14 protein-coding genes are annotated in these 16,840 nt (G+C 59.1%); 12 read left to right on the top strand and 2 right to left on the bottom strand.

Translation table 11 applies throughout. The features are described from left to right. Positions 1-15 precede the first annotated feature (15 nt). The 9 genes from accC to QVZ43_RS04740 all read left to right on the top strand — a co-directional run bounded on the left by accC (position 16) and on the right by QVZ43_RS04740 (position 10,811). Positions 16-1,362, top strand: a complete 1,347-nt coding sequence (accC, locus tag QVZ43_RS04700; RefSeq protein WP_223794659.1) for an acetyl-CoA carboxylase biotin carboxylase subunit — start codon at positions 16-18, stop codon at positions 1,360-1,362. Positions 1,363-1,391: 29 nt separating this feature from the next. Beyond that, positions 1,392-2,288, top strand: a complete 897-nt coding sequence (gene prmA, locus QVZ43_RS04705; RefSeq protein ID WP_302909053.1) for a 50S ribosomal protein L11 methyltransferase — start codon at positions 1,392-1,394, stop codon at positions 2,286-2,288. Positions 2,289-2,350: 62 nt separating this feature from the next. After that, positions 2,351-3,586, top strand: coding sequence for a DUF3426 domain-containing protein (locus QVZ43_RS04710; protein ID WP_302909054.1), 1,236 nt, complete (start codon positions 2,351-2,353; stop codon positions 3,584-3,586). Between the two features lie 224 nt (positions 3,587-3,810). Further along, entirely contained in the window at positions 3,811-4,809 is a 999-nt protein-coding gene (dusB, locus tag QVZ43_RS04715; protein ID WP_420890887.1) for a tRNA dihydrouridine synthase DusB, read from the top strand. Then, on the top strand, positions 4,806-5,123 hold the full coding sequence (gene fis, locus QVZ43_RS04720; RefSeq protein WP_223794663.1) for a DNA-binding transcriptional regulator Fis: 318 nt from the start codon (positions 4,806-4,808) through the stop codon (positions 5,121-5,123). The genes dusB and fis overlap by 4 nt, the downstream gene beginning before the upstream one ends. A gap of 86 nt (positions 5,124-5,209) precedes the next feature. Next, positions 5,210-6,790 carry a bifunctional phosphoribosylaminoimidazolecarboxamide formyltransferase/IMP cyclohydrolase gene (gene purH, locus QVZ43_RS04725; protein WP_223794664.1) on the top strand — a complete coding sequence of 527 codons (1,581 nt, stop codon included), beginning with the start codon at positions 5,210-5,212 and terminating at the stop codon, positions 6,788-6,790. Positions 6,791-6,817: 27 nt separating this feature from the next. Continuing rightward, the gene (gene purD, locus QVZ43_RS04730) at positions 6,818-8,104 is read left to right on the top strand and encodes a phosphoribosylamine--glycine ligase (protein WP_302909055.1); all 1,287 of its coding nucleotides are present in this window, start codon (positions 6,818-6,820) and stop codon (positions 8,102-8,104) included. A gap of 106 nt (positions 8,105-8,210) precedes the next feature. Next, positions 8,211-9,146 (top strand): alpha/beta fold hydrolase, encoded by a 936-nt coding sequence (locus QVZ43_RS04735; protein WP_302909056.1) that lies wholly within the window; start codon positions 8,211-8,213, stop codon positions 9,144-9,146. A 111-nt stretch (positions 9,147-9,257) separates the two neighbouring features. After that, complete coding sequence (locus QVZ43_RS04740) at positions 9,258-10,811, top strand: cation:proton antiporter family protein (RefSeq protein ID WP_302909057.1); 1,554 nt, start codon at positions 9,258-9,260, stop codon at positions 10,809-10,811. A gap of 7 nt (positions 10,812-10,818) precedes the next feature. On the opposite strand, the gene senA is transcribed toward QVZ43_RS04740, so the two are convergent. Next, positions 10,819-12,186, bottom strand: coding sequence for a selenoneine synthase SenA (senA, locus tag QVZ43_RS04745; RefSeq protein WP_302909058.1), 1,368 nt, complete (start codon positions 12,184-12,186; stop codon positions 10,819-10,821). Between the two features lie 312 nt (positions 12,187-12,498). On the opposite strand from senA, the gene QVZ43_RS04750 reads away from it, so the two are divergent. From QVZ43_RS04750 to QVZ43_RS04760, 3 genes are all read left to right on the top strand, one after another. Further along, positions 12,499-13,863: a sigma-54-dependent transcriptional regulator gene (locus tag QVZ43_RS04750; protein ID WP_302909059.1), complete on the top strand. Its 1,365-nt coding sequence runs from the start codon at positions 12,499-12,501 to the stop codon at positions 13,861-13,863. Between the two features lie 138 nt (positions 13,864-14,001). Beyond that, a complete protein-coding gene (locus QVZ43_RS04755) occupies positions 14,002-15,330 on the top strand; it encodes a YjgN family protein (protein ID WP_302909060.1) in 1,329 nt (442 codons plus the stop codon). Beyond that, complete coding sequence (locus QVZ43_RS04760) at positions 15,308-16,387, top strand: M48 family metallopeptidase (protein WP_302909061.1); 1,080 nt, start codon at positions 15,308-15,310, stop codon at positions 16,385-16,387. The genes QVZ43_RS04755 and QVZ43_RS04760 overlap by 23 nt, the downstream gene beginning before the upstream one ends. 26 nt (positions 16,388-16,413) lie before the next feature. On the opposite strand, the gene QVZ43_RS04765 is transcribed toward QVZ43_RS04760, so the two are convergent. After that, the gene (locus tag QVZ43_RS04765; RefSeq protein WP_302909062.1) at positions 16,414-16,830 is read right to left on the bottom strand and encodes a PaaI family thioesterase; all 417 of its coding nucleotides are present in this window, start codon (positions 16,828-16,830) and stop codon (positions 16,414-16,416) included. Between the last annotated feature and the right edge of the window lie 10 nt (positions 16,831-16,840).

The raw sequence follows: 16,840 nt of genomic DNA on the forward strand, positions 1-16,840 counted from the left end.
CGGTGAACCTTTCCCATGGCTATGCTAGAAAAAGTTCTGATCGCCAACCGGGGTGAAATTGCCCTGCGCATCCTGCGAGCCTGCAAGGAACTGGGCATCAAGACCGTTGCCGTACACTCCCAGGTTGACCGCGACCTGATGCATGTCCGGCTGGCAGACGAATCGGTCTGTATCGGCCCGAACAATCCGCTGGACAGCTACCTGAACATTCCGTCCATCATCAGTGCGGCGGAAGTGACGGACTCCGTTGGTATCCATCCCGGTTACGGGTTCCTGGCGGAAAACGCCGACTTTGCCGAACAGGTTGAGAAGAGCGGTTTCCGCTTCATCGGCCCGAAGGCTGAAACCATTCGCCTGATGGGCAACAAGGTGTCGGCCATCAACGCCATGATCAAGGCCGGCGTACCCACCGTTCCCGGCTCTGACGGCCCGATCACCGATGACCACGAGCGCACCCTGCGCATCGCCCGTGAAATTGGTTATCCGATCATGATCAAGGCCGCCGCCGGTGGCGGTGGTCGGGGCATGCAGGTAGTGCACTCCGAGGCAACCCTGCTCAAGTCCATCCAGATTACCCAGAGTGAGGCCCGAAACGCCTTCGGTGACCCCACCGTGTACCTGGAAAAATTCCTGGAGCATCCCCGCCACGTGGAGGTGCAGGTGCTCGCCGACATGCACGGCAACTGCATTCACCTGGGTGACCGGGACTGCTCCATGCAGCGCCGGAACCAGAAGGTGATTGAGGAGGCCCCGGCCCCCAACATCAACCAGGAATCCCGGGCCCGCACCCTTAAGGCCTGCGTGGATGCGTGCAAGGAAATTGGTTACGTCGGTGCAGGTACCTTTGAATTCCTGTACCAGGATGGCGAGTTCTACTTCATTGAAATGAACACCCGGGTTCAGGTGGAGCACCCGGTGTCCGAGATGGTCACCGGCGTGGATATCGTGCGCGAACAGCTGCGTATCGCCAGTGGTTTGCCCCTGCAGTACAGCCAGGAGGACATCCGCATCTCCGGCCATGCCATGGAGTGCCGGATCAACGCCGAAGACCCGAAGTCCTTCGTGCCCAGCCCCGGCAAGGTCAAGCACTACCACGCCCCCGGCGGCTATGGCGTGCGGGTCGATTCGCATCTGTACAGCGGCTACACAGTACCGCCCTACTACGACTCCCTGATTGCTAAACTCATTACCTGGGGAGACGACCGGGAAATCGCCCGTCGCCGTATGAAGAACGCGCTGGACGAACTGGTGGTGGAAGGCATTAAGACCAATCAGCCGCTACACCGCCGACTGGTACGCGACGGTGGCTTCAAGCAGGTAGACTTTACCATTCACCACCTGGAAAAACTGATGCGGGAATAATCGCCCCATCGCCAACAGCAGGACCCACTATGCCCTGGATACAACTCCAGATCCCTGCGACCCCGGAGGACGCGGACCAGCTTGAAGACGTGCTCATGGAGATGGGCGCTGACGCCGTCTCCATGGAGGACGCCGCCGACCAGCCCCTTTACGAACCGGATCCCGGCACCACCCCGCTGTGGAGCCAGACGGTCGTCAAGGGGCTGTTCCAGTCTGACCGGGACATCGATCAGTTGTGTGCGGACGTCCGGGATGCCTGGCATCAGGCCACCCAGCAGAGCTTGCCGGATATCGAGGTCAGCCTGATCAAGGACCAGGACTGGGAACGCGCCTGGATGGATGATTTTCAGCCTCTGCAGTTCGGTCAGCGACTGTGGATTGTGCCAAGCTGGCATCAACCACCCGATCCTGAGGCGGCCAACCTGATGCTGGACCCGGGCCTGGCCTTCGGCACCGGCACTCATCCGACCACCGCCCTGTGCCTGGAATGGCTGGACGGCCAGGATGTGCTGGGCAAGCAAGTGACCGACTACGGCTGCGGTTCTGGCATTCTGGGCTTGGCCGCCCTGCTGCTGGGCGCGGACCATGTCGTTGGAGTGGATACCGATCCCCAGGCCCTGGAGGCCAGTCGCGACAACGCCCGGCGCAACAGCGTAGAAGACAGTCGTCTGGACCTGTATTTGCCGGAAAACGAGCCCGATACCCAGGCCGACCTTATGCTGGCCAATATTCTGGCCCAGCCGCTTATTGGCCTGGCCTCCCATCTAGCCAAACTCACCAAGCCCGGCGGCCAACTGGTGCTGTCTGGCATTTTGTCGAATCAGGCCCGTGAGGTCATGGAAGCTTATGAGCCCTGGTTCATCATGGACGAGCCCGAGCAGCGGGAAGAATGGATACGCCTCACAGGACGCCGCCACGACGGGTGACGCAAGGCACGAGAACCTCTAAACTGCCAATTTTGTAGTTAAGTGCCTTTCAGGACGGAAGAATGAGCCAGAGCAGTCTGCAAACCCAGTGCCCCAAATGCGAGACACGATTCCGGGTAACCGAGGACCAACTCAGCGTTGCCAGGGGCAAGGTTCGTTGCGGAAACTGCATGTCGGTGTTCAACGCCATTGAGCATCAGGTAGTGCCAGAGGGCTCGGTGAGCAAGCCACAGACCGAAGCGCCAAAAGCGGAGCAGCCTGGAAAATTTTCCACGGAAGAAGAATTTGTCTTCGCCGACAACCCGGACGAAGACGCCACCGAAGGCCATTACACCGGAAGCACGCTGAGCTTTTCCGACGATGAACTGAGCGACAGCTTCCGCACCATCGACGAAAAACCTTCCAGCACCTTCACAGACATCGACCACGAAGACTCGAACGAAAATATCGATGAAAGCTGGGCCGAGGCGATGCTCAACGAGCTCGGCGATGCCGAACCGGAAGCCCCTCGAAAGCCCACCAAAAGGGAACCCGCCGCCCGGGCCGAGGTACCCCCGAAGCCAGCACCGGAACCCATTGCCCCTGAGCCTGCCAGGACATCTGCGCCCGAGGACACGCCCACGGAGCCGCCTGCCAACGAGCAAACGCCAGCTCCGACCGCACCGCCAACCGAATCCGGTTTTGATTTGATGGACGACACCACGACCTTCCGTGCCACCGACCAGGAAGACCGTCTTGGCGAACCCATGTCCGCCTCCGTCCCATTCAGTGACCTGCGCCGTGAGCCGGTCTCGGTGCCCAGCAGTGGCGGCGGACGGCTGCGCACCTTCCTCTGGAGTCTTGTGGTTCTGGCACTGCTCGGCGTCCTGGTCGCCCAGGTCACCTGGTTCCAGTTCGATCGCCTGTCCGCCATTCCCGAATTACGCCCCTTCTACGAAAAAGGCTGCGAACTGGCAGGATGCGAACTCGAACCGCTGGTCAATGTGGGCGCCATTCAGAGCCGGAAACTGGTGGTCAAAACCAATCCGGAAAACAGGACCCAGCTGCTGGTGGACGCAGTTATCATCAACCGGGCCAAGTTTGAACAGCCGTTCCCGGCCATCGCCCTCACTTTCTCCAACCTGAACGGCGATGTGGTGGCCCAGAGCATCTTTACACCCGAAGAATACCTGGCAGGCGAAGGCCGAAGTCTGGAAGCCATGCCGACCAACACACCGGTTCGCATTGCCATTTCCATTCGCGACCCGGGCAAAGATGCGGTCAACTACAACATTATCTTCCGCCCCCACACACCCTGAGCGGCTAGCAAGTATTTACCCGCAAGTAAATACGGGCCGCCGCTCAGAAGAACAAAAGTCAAACAAAAAGCACGAAAAATAATCACCTTTTTCACCGTCAGGCCCCTTCAATCAGGCCGGCCCCGACGGTATCATTAGCGCCCTTCGGTTCTTGGTCGATCACTAATTGAACAACCATTAAATATCCGAAATTTGCTTAACCCGCTGTGACACGGACTCAGATCATGCTGCCGACGGCAAAAATCGGGCCGTACACCTTGCCCAATCCGCTCATTGTTGCACCGATGGCCGGTGTGACCGACCGTCCCTTCCGGCTTCTGTGCCGGAGGATGGGAGCAGGCCTAGCGGTCTCCGAGATGGTCATAGCGGACAGCAAACTCTGGCATACCCGCAAGTCCAAGTTTCGTCTGAATCATACGGGCGAACCGGAGCCACGGTCGGTTCAGATCGCGGGTGGCGATCCGGAGATGCTCGCCACCGCAGCCAGGAAGAACGCCGAGCTCGGCGCCCAGATAATCGACATCAATATGGGCTGCCCTGCAAAGAAGGTGTGTAACAAGGCAGCAGGCTCTGCACTGATGAGGGATGAAAAACTGGTCGGAGAAATCCTGACCGCCGTCGTCAATGCGGTTGATATTCCGGTCACGCTGAAAATGCGCACCGGCTGGAATCACGATCATCGCAATGCGCCAACAATTGCCCGCATGGCGGAAGAGGCAGGCATTCAGGCCCTGGCGATCCACGGTCGCACCCGTGCCGACAAATACAACGGTGACGCGGAGTACGACACCATTGCCGAGGTGAAAGCCCAGGTCGATATTCCGGTGTTTGCCAACGGCGATATCGACTCCCCGGAAAAAGCCCGGCACGTACTCCAGTACACCGGTGCCGATGGCCTGCTGATCGGCCGGGCAGCACAGGGCAGGCCCTGGATCTTCCGGGAAATCCTGCATTTCCTGGAAACCGGAAAGCACCTGCCCGCACCACCGATGGACGAAGTGGAGCAGATCCTGGCGGAGCATCTGGATGCATTGCACGGTTTCTATGGCGAAACCATGGGCGTGCGGATTGCCAGAAAGCATGTGGGCTGGTACCTGCAGACCCACGAGCAGGGCGAACAGTTTCGCAGACGCTTCAACGCGATCGATTGCGCGCTGGAGCAGAGAGACAGTATTCAACAGTACTTTGAAGATTTACGAAATGGAGAGGTATTCGCAGCATGACCGCTGAGACTTTGGCTTCTGAAAACCTGAACACTCAGGTTAACGATGATATCCATCAGCTGAAAACGCTGAATGGCGGCGGCAACCATGTCACCCTGCGTGACAGCGTCGAAGTTGCGCTGAAAAACTACTTCGCGCAGCTGGACGGCGCACCGGTAACCGACGTCTACCAGCTGGTGTTGTCCGAAGTGGAAGCGCCCCTGCTGGAGCAGGTGATGAAGTACACCCGTAACAACCAGACCAAGGCGTCAGTGATGCTGGGATTGAACCGCGGCACTCTGCGGAAGAAACTCAAGCAGTACGGTCTGCTATAATCCCGACACCCGTTTTAATAAGGGCCTCCCGGACACACTTCGCGAGGCCCTTATTCGTTCATCCCGCAGCAAAAAGAAAGTGACACATGGCAAATCAGGTTAACACCCCGATCCGTCGCGCACTGATCAGCGTGAGTGACAAAACCGGCATCGTCGACTTCGGCCGCGCCCTCACCGAACTCGGCGTCGAACTGCTTTCCACCGGCGGCACCTTCCGCCTCCTGAAAGAAAACAACGTTCCGGTCACCGAAGTTTCCGACTACACAGGCTTCCCCGAGATGATGGACGGCCGGGTCAAAACCCTGCATCCGAAGATTCACGGTGGCATCCTGGGCCGGCGCGGCACCGACGACAGTGTGATGGCCGAACACGGTATCAACGCCATCGACATGGTCGTGGTCAACCTGTACCCGTTCGAAGAAACGGTGGCCAACCCGGACTGTGACCTTCCTACGGCCATCGAGAACATCGACATCGGCGGGCCAACCATGGTCCGTGCTGCCGCCAAGAACCACAACGACGTTGCTATCGTGGTAAACGCGTCCGACTACAGCAGCGTGCTGAAAGAGCTGAAAGACAACGGCGGTGAACTGACCTATCGCACCCGTTTTGATCTGGCCGTGAAGGCGTTCGAGCACACCGCCGGTTACGATGGCGCCATTGCCAACTACCTGGGCGGACGTACGGCCGACAACGAGACTCCCGATTTCCCCCGCACCTTCAACACTCAGTTCGTGAAAGTGCAGGACATGCGTTACGGCGAGAACCCGCACCAGCGGGCGGCTTTTTACGCCGAACGCAACCCTAAGGAAGCCTGTGTTGCGACCGCCAAGCAGCTGCAGGGCAAAGAGCTTTCCTACAACAACGTGGCCGATACCGACGCCGCGCTGGAGTGCGTCAAGCCATTTGCCGATCCTGCCTGTGTCATCGTCAAGCACGCCAACCCCTGTGGTGTCGCCATTGGCGCGGATATCCGTCAGGCCTACGACCTGGCCTTCGCCACCGACCCCACTTCCGCGTTCGGCGGCATCATTGCCTTTAACCGGGAGCTGGACGCCGAAACGGCCAGCGCCATCATCGAGCGTCAGTTCGTCGAAGTGATCATTGCGCCAACCGTCAGCGCTGAAGCCGCCGAACTGGTGTCAGCCAAGAAAAACGTGCGCTTGCTGGCCTGCGGCGAGTTCAATGGCGAGCGTATCCAGAGCATGGACTACAAGCGAGTGACCGGCGGCCTGCTGGTTCAGGATCGGGATCTGGGCATGGTGGCCATGGAAGACGTCAAGGTGGTCACCGAGCGCCAGCCGTCCGAAGAAGAGCTGAACGACCTGCTGTTTGCCTGGGAAGTGGCCAAGTACGTCAAGTCCAACGCCATCGTGTATGCCAAGGCCGGCCGCACCATTGGCATTGGCGCAGGCCAGATGAGCCGCGTCTACAGTGCCCGCATCGCCGGCATCAAGGCCGCCGATGAGGGCCTGGAAGTGAAAGGCTCCGTGATGTCCTCCGATGCCTTCTTCCCGTTCCGCGATGGCATTGATGCCGCCGCCGAAGCGGGCATTACCGCGGTCATCCAGCCGGGTGGCTCCATGCGCGACCAGGAAGTGATCGATGCGGCCAATGAGCACGGCATTGCCATGGTATTCACCGGCATGCGCCATTTCCGCCACTGATTCGGATTTCGCAAAAGGATTATGAGCATGAACGTACTTGTTATTGGCAGCGGCGGTCGTGAACACGCCCTGGCCTGGAAAGCCGCCCAGTGCCCGGACGCCGAACGCGTCTTTGTAGCGCCCGGGAATGCCGGCACCGCTCGTGAACCGGGTCTGGAAAACGTGGCCATCGACGTGATGGACCTGGACGGCCTGGCCAACTTCGCTGCAGCCAACAACGTTGGCCTGACCATTGTGGGCCCGGAAGCGCCACTGGTTGCCGGCATCGTCGACAAATTTGAAGAGCGAGGCCTGCGAGTGTTCGGCCCAAGTGCGGGCGCGGCACAGCTGGAAGGTTCCAAGGCCTTCACCAAGGACTTCCTGGCAAGACACAGCATTCCCACCGCAGCTTACGCTAACTTCACCGATGTGGACCAGGCGCTGGCCTACGTCCGTGAACAAGGCGCCCCGATTGTCGTCAAGGCCGACGGCCTGGCCGCCGGCAAAGGCGTTATCGTGGCGATGACCCTGGAAGAAGCTGAAGACGCCATTCGCGACATGCTGTCGGGCAATAGCTTTGGTGACGCTGGCAGCCGCGTGGTGATCGAGGAATTCCTCGACGGCGAGGAAGCCAGTTTCATCGTTATGGTGGATGGCGAGAATGTCCTGCCCATGGCGACCTCCCAGGACCACAAACGTGTCGGTGATGGCGATACCGGCCCCAATACCGGAGGCATGGGTGCCTACTCTCCTGCGCCTGTGGTCACCGCCGACATCCATAAGCGGATCATGGACGACGTGATCTACCCTACCGTGCGTGGCATGGCCGCCGAAGGGCATCCCTACAAGGGGTTCCTGTACGCCGGCCTGATGATCGACGCGTCCGGTGCGCCAAAGGTGATCGAATTCAACTGCCGTTTTGGTGACCCGGAAACCCAGCCCATCATGCTGCGTATGCGCTCCGACCTGGTCGATCTGTGCAACGCTGCGATTGATGGCAAGCTGGACCAGTGCAGCTCCGACTGGGACGAGCGCGCCTCTGTAGGCATTGTTCTGGCCGCCGGCGGCTACCCCGGCAGCTACAACAAGGGTGACGCCATCAGCGGCCTGCCACAGGCCGAAACCGAAGGCGAAAAGGTGTTCCATGCAGGCACCAAGCTGGACGGCGAACAGGTCGTGACCGCCGGCGGACGGGTACTGTGCGCCACCGCACTGGGCAACACCGTCACCGAAGCCCAGCAGCGGGCCTACAAGCTCGCCGAATCCATTTGCTGGGACGGCGTGTTCTACCGCAAGGACATTGCATATCGGGCCATCGCCCGTGAGCAGGCCTGATACAGCACACGAAATCAAAGCCCGGTCATTGACCGGGCTTTTTTATGGGATACAGTCTGTGATCACACCGGCATCGCCGTCTCGTGATTGATCAGGAGTTGTTCTTATGCCCCGAAAAACCGGCTTCAAGGTTGCCCTGTTAATACTCTCCATGCTGTGGCTGAGCGCCTGCTCCCGGCACAGCATGTACGAGACTGCGATTGGCCTGGAGCGTTCCGGTGCCGGGCTGCAGGTCAAGACCGTGGAGGTCGGGGACTGGCAAATAGCCTATCTGGCTAACAAGGAACCAACCGATGGCGACACCGTGGTGATGGTTCACGGTTTCGGCGCCGACAAGGACAACTGGACCCGCCTGGCCAGGGAGCTGACCGACGACTTCAACGTTTACGCCATCGACCTGCCCGGCCACGGTGACAGCAGCAAGCCGATGGACCTGGGTTACAGCCTGGCCCAGCAGACGGAACATCTGGCCCGCATTCTCGACGCCCTGGCCCTGAACCAGTACCACATGATGGGCAACTCCATGGGTGGCGCCATCACCGCCCTGTATTCGTCCCGTTACCCGGACCGCATCAAGTCCGCCATGCTGCTCAACCCGGCAGGCATCATGGAATACGAATCGGAACTGGTGGACCTGGTTGTCGCCGGTGACAACCCGCTGATTCCAAGCAAACAGGGCGACTTTGAGCGTCTGATCGACTTTGCCCTCGAGGAAAAGCCGTTCATCCCCTGGCCAGTGCTCGGTGTGGTGGAAGAAAAAAAGATCGCTAACCGGGAAATCAACGAAGTGATTTTCGAAGCCATCCGTGACAGTGGCTTCCAGAACGAGTTCCGCCAGCGCATCCAAGGTATACAGGCCCCGACCCTCGTGGTGTGGGGTAAAGAGGATCGGGTCATCAACTACCGTAACGGCGATCTGTTCGTGTCACTGATCGACAACGCCCGGCTGGAAATCATGGAAGACATTGGCCACGCACCAATGATCGAAGCACCCGAACGCTCCGCAGAGCTTTTCAGGGAACTGGCCGACGCGTCGGATTAACCGACGCTCCGGAATAAATTCCGGCGGATTCCACGTTAATCGACTACAACGGGGGCGCGAAAAAGGATAGCCTTGCACTCGTAACCCCGTGATTACAGAAAGAATCCGCCAATGCCTGAAGCTCTCTGGATATCCTTTGCCTTTGTTCTTGGCCTGATGGTGAAAACCGTCGGACTCCCTCCTCTGGTAGGCTATCTGGCTGCCGGCTTCCTGCTGAGTGGACTTGGCTCGGTCACCGACCTGACAATCGAGTCCACACACGCACTGGAAGAATTCGCTCACATTGGCGTTCTGCTACTGCTCTTTACTGTCGGTCTCAAGCTCAAGCTCCGGTCCATTTTCAGCCCGGAAGTCATTGGTGGCAGCCTGCTGCACTTCGCAATTACCTGCACGGTTTTCACTCCGGGGCTGTACCTGCTGATGGACCTGTCCTGGTCCACCGCCCTGCTGCTGGCCATCGCCCTGTCGTTCTCCTCCACGGTGCTGGCGGCCAAGGTTCTGGAATCAAAGCGCGAACTGAGGGCGTTTCATGGTCGGGTCGCCATCGGCATCCTGATCATGCAGGATCTGATTGCCCTGGCGGTGATGAGTTTCGCTGCCGGCCAGACACCATCCCAGTGGGCGTTGATTGTGTTTGGCCTGCCCCTGTTGCGACCGGTGCTGTTCCGCTTGCTCGACGCCAGTGGTCACGACGAATTGCTGGTGCTGCTGGGCCTGTTGCTGGCCCTGGTCCTTGGTGGCTACGGATTTGACATGGTGGGTCTGAGCTCCGAACTTGGCGCCCTGGTGTTCGGGGCCATGCTGGCCAAACACCCCCGTTCTCAGGAGCTGTCCAAGTCGCTGTGGAGCGTGAAAGAGATGTTCCTGGTGGGCTTTTTCCTGCAAATTGGTATCGGCGGACTACCGGATGCCGATTCCCTGATGTTCGCGGTGATTGCTGGGCTGGTGCTGCCCCTCAAAGGGATACTGTTCTTTTTCCTGCTACTCGCCTTCCGGCTACGAGCGCGCAGTGCGTTTCTCTCGTCACTGGCGCTGACCAACTACAGCGAATTCGGTTTGATCGTCGCCAGCGTGGCTCTGCCCGAATGGCTGGTCCCACTGGCGATCTCGGTGTCCATTTCGTTTGCCATCTCTGCGCCACTGAACCGGTTTGCTCACCCGATCTTCGAGCGTTATGGCAACCGGCTCACCCCGTTTGAAGGCAAACAGCATCATCCGGATGAACAGCCGATTTCTCTGGGCACCACCCGGGTCCTGATCATGGGAATGGGCCGGACCGGCACCGCCGCTTATGACTGGATAGCCAGGCACGAGACCGAACTGATGGGGCTGGACTCGGACCCGGCAAAAGCGCAGAAGCATCAGAAGCGGGGTCGCAATGTGGTCTTTGCCGATGCGGAAGATGCCTCCTTCTGGAGTGGGCTGCACATGCCATCCGTGCACTCGGTGATCCTCGCGCTCGGGGATATCGAAGCCAAGCTGGTCGCCGCCCGCATGCTCAGAAAACTCGGCTTCCGGGGCTACATTGTGGCGCACACCATGTACGACGACGAAGCCAAGGCGATTCGTGAAGCCGGTGCCAATGACGCCTACCTGACCATGAGCGAAACGGGCGTGGCTCTGGGCAGCCACATCATCACGCGCCAGGAACAGAAAGAAAGCTGACGCCCGGTTACCGGGCGCAGGTTCGGAAGCCGGTGTAGACGTCGTTGCGCAGCGGCAAATAGGCCTGCCGATAGGTGCCACGAATCAGGCACGAAGAGGTAGCGCAACTGCCTCCCCGGCTCACCTTGTGATCCCCGAACTGCAAGGTGGACATGAACGGATACATATCCACCTTGAAGCCGTCGTAAGGCAGAAACTGGTTGCTGGTCCACTCCCAGACACTACCGATCATCTGTCTGCAACCGAATGGACTGTCGGATTCCGGATAATCAAACACCGGGTTTTGCCCCATGCAAAGGGCGTCCAGATCCGCCAGATGCTTATCGGGATACTCGTTGCCCCACGGAAAACGGCGGAAGGTCTCACCCGGTCGATTGGCCAGGGCGGCCACTTCCCATTCGAATTCCGTTGGCAGGCGCCTGCCCGCCCATTGGCAGTAGGCCTCCGCTTCCCAGTAAGTCAGGTGCTTCGCAGGCGCATCCAGGTTCAGCGGTTGCCAGCGGTCAAACACCCGCTCCTGCCAGGCGTTGTCGTGCCAGCGCCAGTACAGCGGGTGCAATGGTGCCCGTGGCATGGGTTCGGTGCTGCCATGGACCAGTGCAACGTCCACCTCGGTCTCAAGCCACTTGCGACCGCCAAACGACCACAAGCCGGGCTTGCGGTAACCGCCATCTTCCACAAAGGCCAGATACTCCCCGCTGGACACCGGTTGCCGGGCGATCGCAAAGGCGTCCATTTCGACTTCGAACCTCGGCTTCTCGTTGTCAAAAGCAAAGTCTTCCATTGGGTATCGGGGCGAGGCATCTGGCATGCCAATCACCCAGCGTCCGGCGGGAATCTCAGCATCGCCGGGGACCGGAGCGCCTGGCGCAGGACGCTCAAACGTCGCGTCCGGAGTCGCAGGATAACCAACCGTCTGGCGACACCAGGTCATGGATTCGATATGCATGTTCTGGTGGAACACCGAATATCGGTTCAGGTACAAGGCCTGGTTATCCAGCGGCGTTGAACGGATGCGCTCGGCCACCCGGTAGTAAATCGTGTCAAAGTAGGCAAGAGTTTGTTCCCGCCCCGGGAAAAACTCCCGATTCCAGCGGTCCCGGTGCTCGATGTGAAAGGAATCCCACAAATCATCCATGGAAGGGTCAACACTGGGTGTGCCGTCGAGCAGGTTGAACACGAACACTTCGTAAAAGAACGCGGAATGTCCCATCTCCCACAGCGGTGGGTTCACTCCGGGATGGTACGGAACATCCAGTTTTTCATCAGGCAGTGAGGTAATCAGCGCCCGCGTGCGCTGCCGGGAGCGTTCAAGATCGGCCAGTAACGTGTTGCGCCAGGTTTCCACCGCATCGATCGCGTTCATCTCACCCATAGATCACCAGACTCCTTCGGTTTTCCCCAGCATAGCAGAAGGTCCGGTTCACAAACGTCAGCAGTAAAACGTCAAGATTCTTTACGACTTTACGAACGGCGTTTTGGATCGGCCTTGCCAACCAGTTGAAACAAAGCCACATTGAAAGATTGGCACACAATGTGACTCCCGTCACAAATCCGGGGTGCGACAGGATCGAAGCCCGGGATCTGGAAGCTCACCTTCCAGCGCATCGCCCCACCAGGTGAATTGGGCATATTCTGTTCAGTTGGCAGTCCCGTTTCCCCATGGGTCAAACTTTGGAGGTTTGGCATGTCGGAAAAGAGACCGCTTGTCTGGCTGTCAGCGGCAAACGGAAGTACTACGCTGCGCCGGGCATTGGACGCCCACTGGCACATCACAGGCTATAGCTTGCAGGACCCTGTTCCGATCATGATGTCGGTACCTGAGGATACCCGTGTTGGCATTCTCGATCTCACCAACCTTCCTCCCGAGGCGGCTCTGGCAGCGGAACAGTGGCTGGAAGCACTGAGCCTTGATGTATGGGTAGGCATTGTCGCCCACCGCCCCGTTAGCGGCATGCCCGCGGCCCAGCTGATCGCCCGCTACTGTTCCGATTTCCACACCACACCCGTGCATGTGGACCGGCTCAATACGGTGCTCGGTCATTTATGGGGCATGGCATCCATTCGTGCATCCGCACCAGATCCGGTCGGAGACAACTACCACGCCCTCGCGATGGAGGGCGATTCGGAAACCATTCGAAAAATACGCGGTTTACTGAGACGGTTTGCGGTAACGCCTGATCCCGTGCTGATTACCGGGGAAAGCGGATCAGGCAAATACGCGGCGGCCCGGTTTCTTCACCAGACCTCCCCCCGTGCGGCCGGCCCGCTCATCAACGTCAACTGTGCCGCACTGCCAGACACCCTCGCCCGGAGCGAACTGTTTGGCGTTGAAAGCTACTCCTCGCAAGACGACGTGGAAACCATCCAACCGGGTCGTATTGAGCAGGCCAATGGCGGATCGCTGGTGCTGTCGTCTATCGATGAACTGGACGACAACCAGCAGTCGGCCCTCCTGGGATTCTTGCAGGAGGGTCAGATTGAGCGGGTTGGCAGCACAACGCCGATTCCCATCAACTGCCGAATCATCACCACCGCGACCCGTCCACTGCGAGCTCTGGTAGACAGCGGTCAATTCCGCAGCGATGTCTACTACCGGCTCGGGGGGCTGGAGATTCGCATGCCCCCGCTGCGGGATCGCCGGGAGGATATTCCCGCCATTGCCAGCGCTCTGCTGGCAGCAACGGCGAACCGTCAGAAGCCCAAGCAGCTGAGCTTGGCCGCCATCGAGTGCCTGGTCAAACACAATTGGCCTGGCAACTTCCGGGAACTGCAGAACCGGCTGCGCCAAGCCTCGCTGCTGTGCGATAAGGGCACCATTGAACCCGAGGATTTGGGCTTGGATGAAGGGGGTACTGATGCCACCCAGATGGCGAGCACCAATCTCAGTCTGGAAGAGTTTCGTGCCCGAGCCGACCGGCAAGCGCTGTCTTGCAGTCTGGCGTTAGCCCACCACAACATCTCTGCCGCGGCACGAATTCTGAAAATCTCCCGGGTATCCTTTTACCGCCTGATGGAAAAGTACAACCAGGGCCATCACGCAGATCCCTGATCTTCTCTGCACCGCTTTAACAGCGCCCGTTTTCAGTGCCCCGTCACAGTTTCCCGTAAAATTGCACAATTTGACACTTAACCATCGGAAAAGTCTGTTAATTTCGGTCCATCCACAGCACCACCGAAAGGAACCGACATGTCCGTTGATCGCTACCAGATCCTGTTTTCCGGCCAGATTCTGGACGGCTTTGAGGAAAACCAGGTTAAAGCCAACCTGCAGGAGCTGTTCAGAGCCACCGAGGCTCGCATTGAACGCCTGTTTCTGCCCACCGCCACACCGGTCATCAAGTCTGACCTAAACCATCAGGACGCTGAGATCTATTACCAGAAGCTGACCCGCGCAGGCGCCAACGTCCGGATTTCAGCCCAACCGAGAGCGGCAGCCAAGCCGGTGGTCGATTCTGAAGCCAACGCCCCAGCAACCGCAGATACTCCACCTCCGGCCACCCCCAATGCAGGTCGGGAACAACCGGGAGACGATGACCGTCGCCGTGCGGGCCTGGAGTTCACCGGTAAGGGTGGCGAATACTTCGGCATCTGGATCGTCAACATACTGCTGACCATCCTCACCCTCGGTATTTATTCCGCCTGGGCCACCGTTCGCAACAATCAGTACTTTTATGGCAACACCCAGTTGGATGGTGCGAGCTTTCAGTACCTGGCCAGCCCGATCACCATTTTGAAGGGACGCCTGATTGCCCTGGCAGTCCTGATTGCCTATGTGGCCATCACTAACCTCGTTCCGGAAGCAGCCATCCTGTTCGTTGCGGTATTCCTGGTCGCAACGCCCTGGATCATGATTCGCTCCCTGCGTTTCAATGCCATCAACAGCGCCTACCGGAACATTCGTTTCGATTTTGTGGGTAGCTATGGCCAGGCGTTCATGGTCACTTTCGTGTGGCCGCTGCTGAATCTGGTCTGCCTGCTTCTGCTGACCCCGCTGGTGCTGAAGAAGACTCACCAGTTCATCGCCGATAACAGCCGTTATGGCACAACCGCCTTTGAACTCCAGGCCACCACCAAGGCCTATTACCGGTTCTTCGGCATGGCCCTGCTGATGGTTCTCGGTTTTGCTGCTGCAGCATTCGGACTGATGCAGGTTGGTCAGGAAATCCTGGCAACGCTGGTTGCCGTCGCAGGCTACATCGCTCTGATTGGCTATTTCATGGCCGGTGTGACCAATCTTTTCCTGGGTTCCACCACTCTGGCCGACCATCAGTTCGAATCTGAGTTGAGTCCGGGCAAGATGGTCTGGATCTATGCCAGCAACGTTATCCTGATCGTGCTGACGCTGGGCCTGTTCACGCCCTGGGCGAAGGTCCGGATGGCACGCTACCGCGCCAACTGTTCAGCGATGTGGATTGCCGGCGACCTCGATCACTTCAACGCCGCTGAACAGAACCGGACCAGCGCCGTAGGCCAGGAACTGGGAGACGCCTTTGATGTCGCCTTCTCCGCTGTCTGAGCTGGCGATTGAGGGCCAGTACTACACCGGCCAGAACTCCCGTCGCCAGAGCGCAGTCCTGTGCTCTGGCGACGGAGTGGTAGAGCTGAAAACCGACATTGAACAGCGGATTCTTACCTGGCAGGACCTGACCATCTCCCCAAGAGTGGGTAACACGCCACGCTACCTTCACCTCCCGGACGATGGTGTTTTCGAAACCACCGACAACGACGGTGTCGACCAGCTTAGCCGGCAATCCTCCGGCAGCGTTTTTTCGCGACTGGTGCACCGCCTTGAACGCAACCTCGGACTGATTCTGATTGCGGCAGTGGTGACCGTCGCTGTCGCCGGCCTGACGCTCACCTACGGCGTCCCTCTGGCCTCCAAAACCATCGCCTACAGTCTGCCAGACAAGGTGGCACAAACAGTCGGCGAAACCGCGCTGCAGTCGCTGGACGACACCTGGTTCGAACCCTCGACCCTGTCACAACCGCGCAAACAGGCCCTGCTCCAGCACTTCGCGCCGTATCTGGGCACGGCAGGAGGTCAGGAGCTTGCCGTTGAATTCCGTGATGCGCCATTGCTTGGTGCCAATGCCCTCGCGCTGCCCGATGGCACGCTGGTGTTTACCGACGACCTGATCGCCCTGGCTGAACAGGACGACGAGCTGGTGGCCATAGTGGCCCATGAGATCGGCCATATCGAGCATCGCCATGGCATGCAGGGGATGGTGCAGTCATCGCTGTTGTTCTGGCTGATGGTGATGATGACCGGAGACCTGTCAGCGTTCTCCGACCCCACCCTGGCGCTTCCCGCCTTCCTGATGAGTCTGTCGTATTCAAGGGACATGGAGCAGCAGGCCGATGACTATGCGCTGGAAACCCTGCTCAGTCACGACCTGGATCCGATGCTGTTCGCCAACATCATGGCCCGTCTGACGGAAGAGGATCTCACCGAAGAAGAAACCGATGAGAGCACCTTCCTGCTCGAGGTGATGCTGTCGAGCCACCCGATCTCGAGGGAGCGCATCGAACAATTCAGGAACGCCTCCGAGGCGTGGCTCGGGACCCGTGACTGAAAGCTCTCCAGAAGGGTAAAAGAGCCCTAGCCAGGGCGGTTCGGCGGTATGGAATAGGTGCCCGTCGCCTGAGCAACGGGCTCACTCAAGCCGTCGGAATAGATCAGCACATCGCCGACGGCGAGCGCCTTCCCCACCTTGATCAACCGGCATTCCGCAATAATGTCACGATCTGCGGCCGGCCTACGGAGGAAATTGACATTCAGGTTTGTGGTCACCGCCAGTGCCACCAGGCCTATCTCGCCCAGAATCGCCACGTACAGGGCCACATCCGCCATGGCCATCAGAACCGGACCGGACACAGTGCCGCCGGGCCGGAGATGATCGAAGTTAATCTGCTTGCGGACCGTGGCCGATTTGTTGCCCACAGACTCGATCACAAAGTCCGCCTGAGGAAACTCGTTACGGAAAAATTCCCTGAGTTCTTCGGTCGTTACCATCATCTCTCCTGCA

This window comes from Marinobacter suaedae, assembly GCF_030519635.1.
Lineage (GTDB): Bacteria > Pseudomonadota > Gammaproteobacteria > Pseudomonadales > Oleiphilaceae > Marinobacter > Marinobacter suaedae.

Bases quoted from the DNA above. Each gene is read 5' to 3' on its own strand.
- accC (WP_223794659.1), top strand. From the start codon at position 16: ATGGCTATGCTAGAAAAAGTTCTGATCGCCAACCGGGGTGAAATTGCC.
- prmA (WP_302909053.1), top strand. From the start codon at position 1,392: ATGCCCTGGATACAACTCCAGATCCCTGCGACCCCGGAGGACGCGGAC.
- QVZ43_RS04710 (WP_302909054.1), top strand. From the start codon at position 2,351: ATGAGCCAGAGCAGTCTGCAAACCCAGTGCCCCAAATGCGAGACACGA.
- dusB (WP_420890887.1), top strand. From the start codon at position 3,811: ATGCTGCCGACGGCAAAAATCGGGCCGTACACCTTGCCCAATCCGCTC.
- fis (WP_223794663.1), top strand. From the start codon at position 4,806: ATGACCGCTGAGACTTTGGCTTCTGAAAACCTGAACACTCAGGTTAAC.
- purH (WP_223794664.1), top strand. From the start codon at position 5,210: ATGGCAAATCAGGTTAACACCCCGATCCGTCGCGCACTGATCAGCGTG.
- purD (WP_302909055.1), top strand. From the start codon at position 6,818: ATGAACGTACTTGTTATTGGCAGCGGCGGTCGTGAACACGCCCTGGCC.
- QVZ43_RS04735 (WP_302909056.1), top strand. From the start codon at position 8,211: ATGCCCCGAAAAACCGGCTTCAAGGTTGCCCTGTTAATACTCTCCATG.
- QVZ43_RS04740 (WP_302909057.1), top strand. From the start codon at position 9,258: ATGCCTGAAGCTCTCTGGATATCCTTTGCCTTTGTTCTTGGCCTGATG.
- senA (WP_302909058.1), bottom strand. From the start codon at position 12,186: ATGGGTGAGATGAACGCGATCGATGCGGTGGAAACCTGGCGCAACACG.
- QVZ43_RS04750 (WP_302909059.1), top strand. From the start codon at position 12,499: ATGTCGGAAAAGAGACCGCTTGTCTGGCTGTCAGCGGCAAACGGAAGT.
- QVZ43_RS04755 (WP_302909060.1), top strand. From the start codon at position 14,002: ATGTCCGTTGATCGCTACCAGATCCTGTTTTCCGGCCAGATTCTGGAC.
- QVZ43_RS04760 (WP_302909061.1), top strand. From the start codon at position 15,308: ATGTCGCCTTCTCCGCTGTCTGAGCTGGCGATTGAGGGCCAGTACTAC.
- QVZ43_RS04765 (WP_302909062.1), bottom strand. From the start codon at position 16,830: ATGATGGTAACGACCGAAGAACTCAGGGAATTTTTCCGTAACGAGTTT.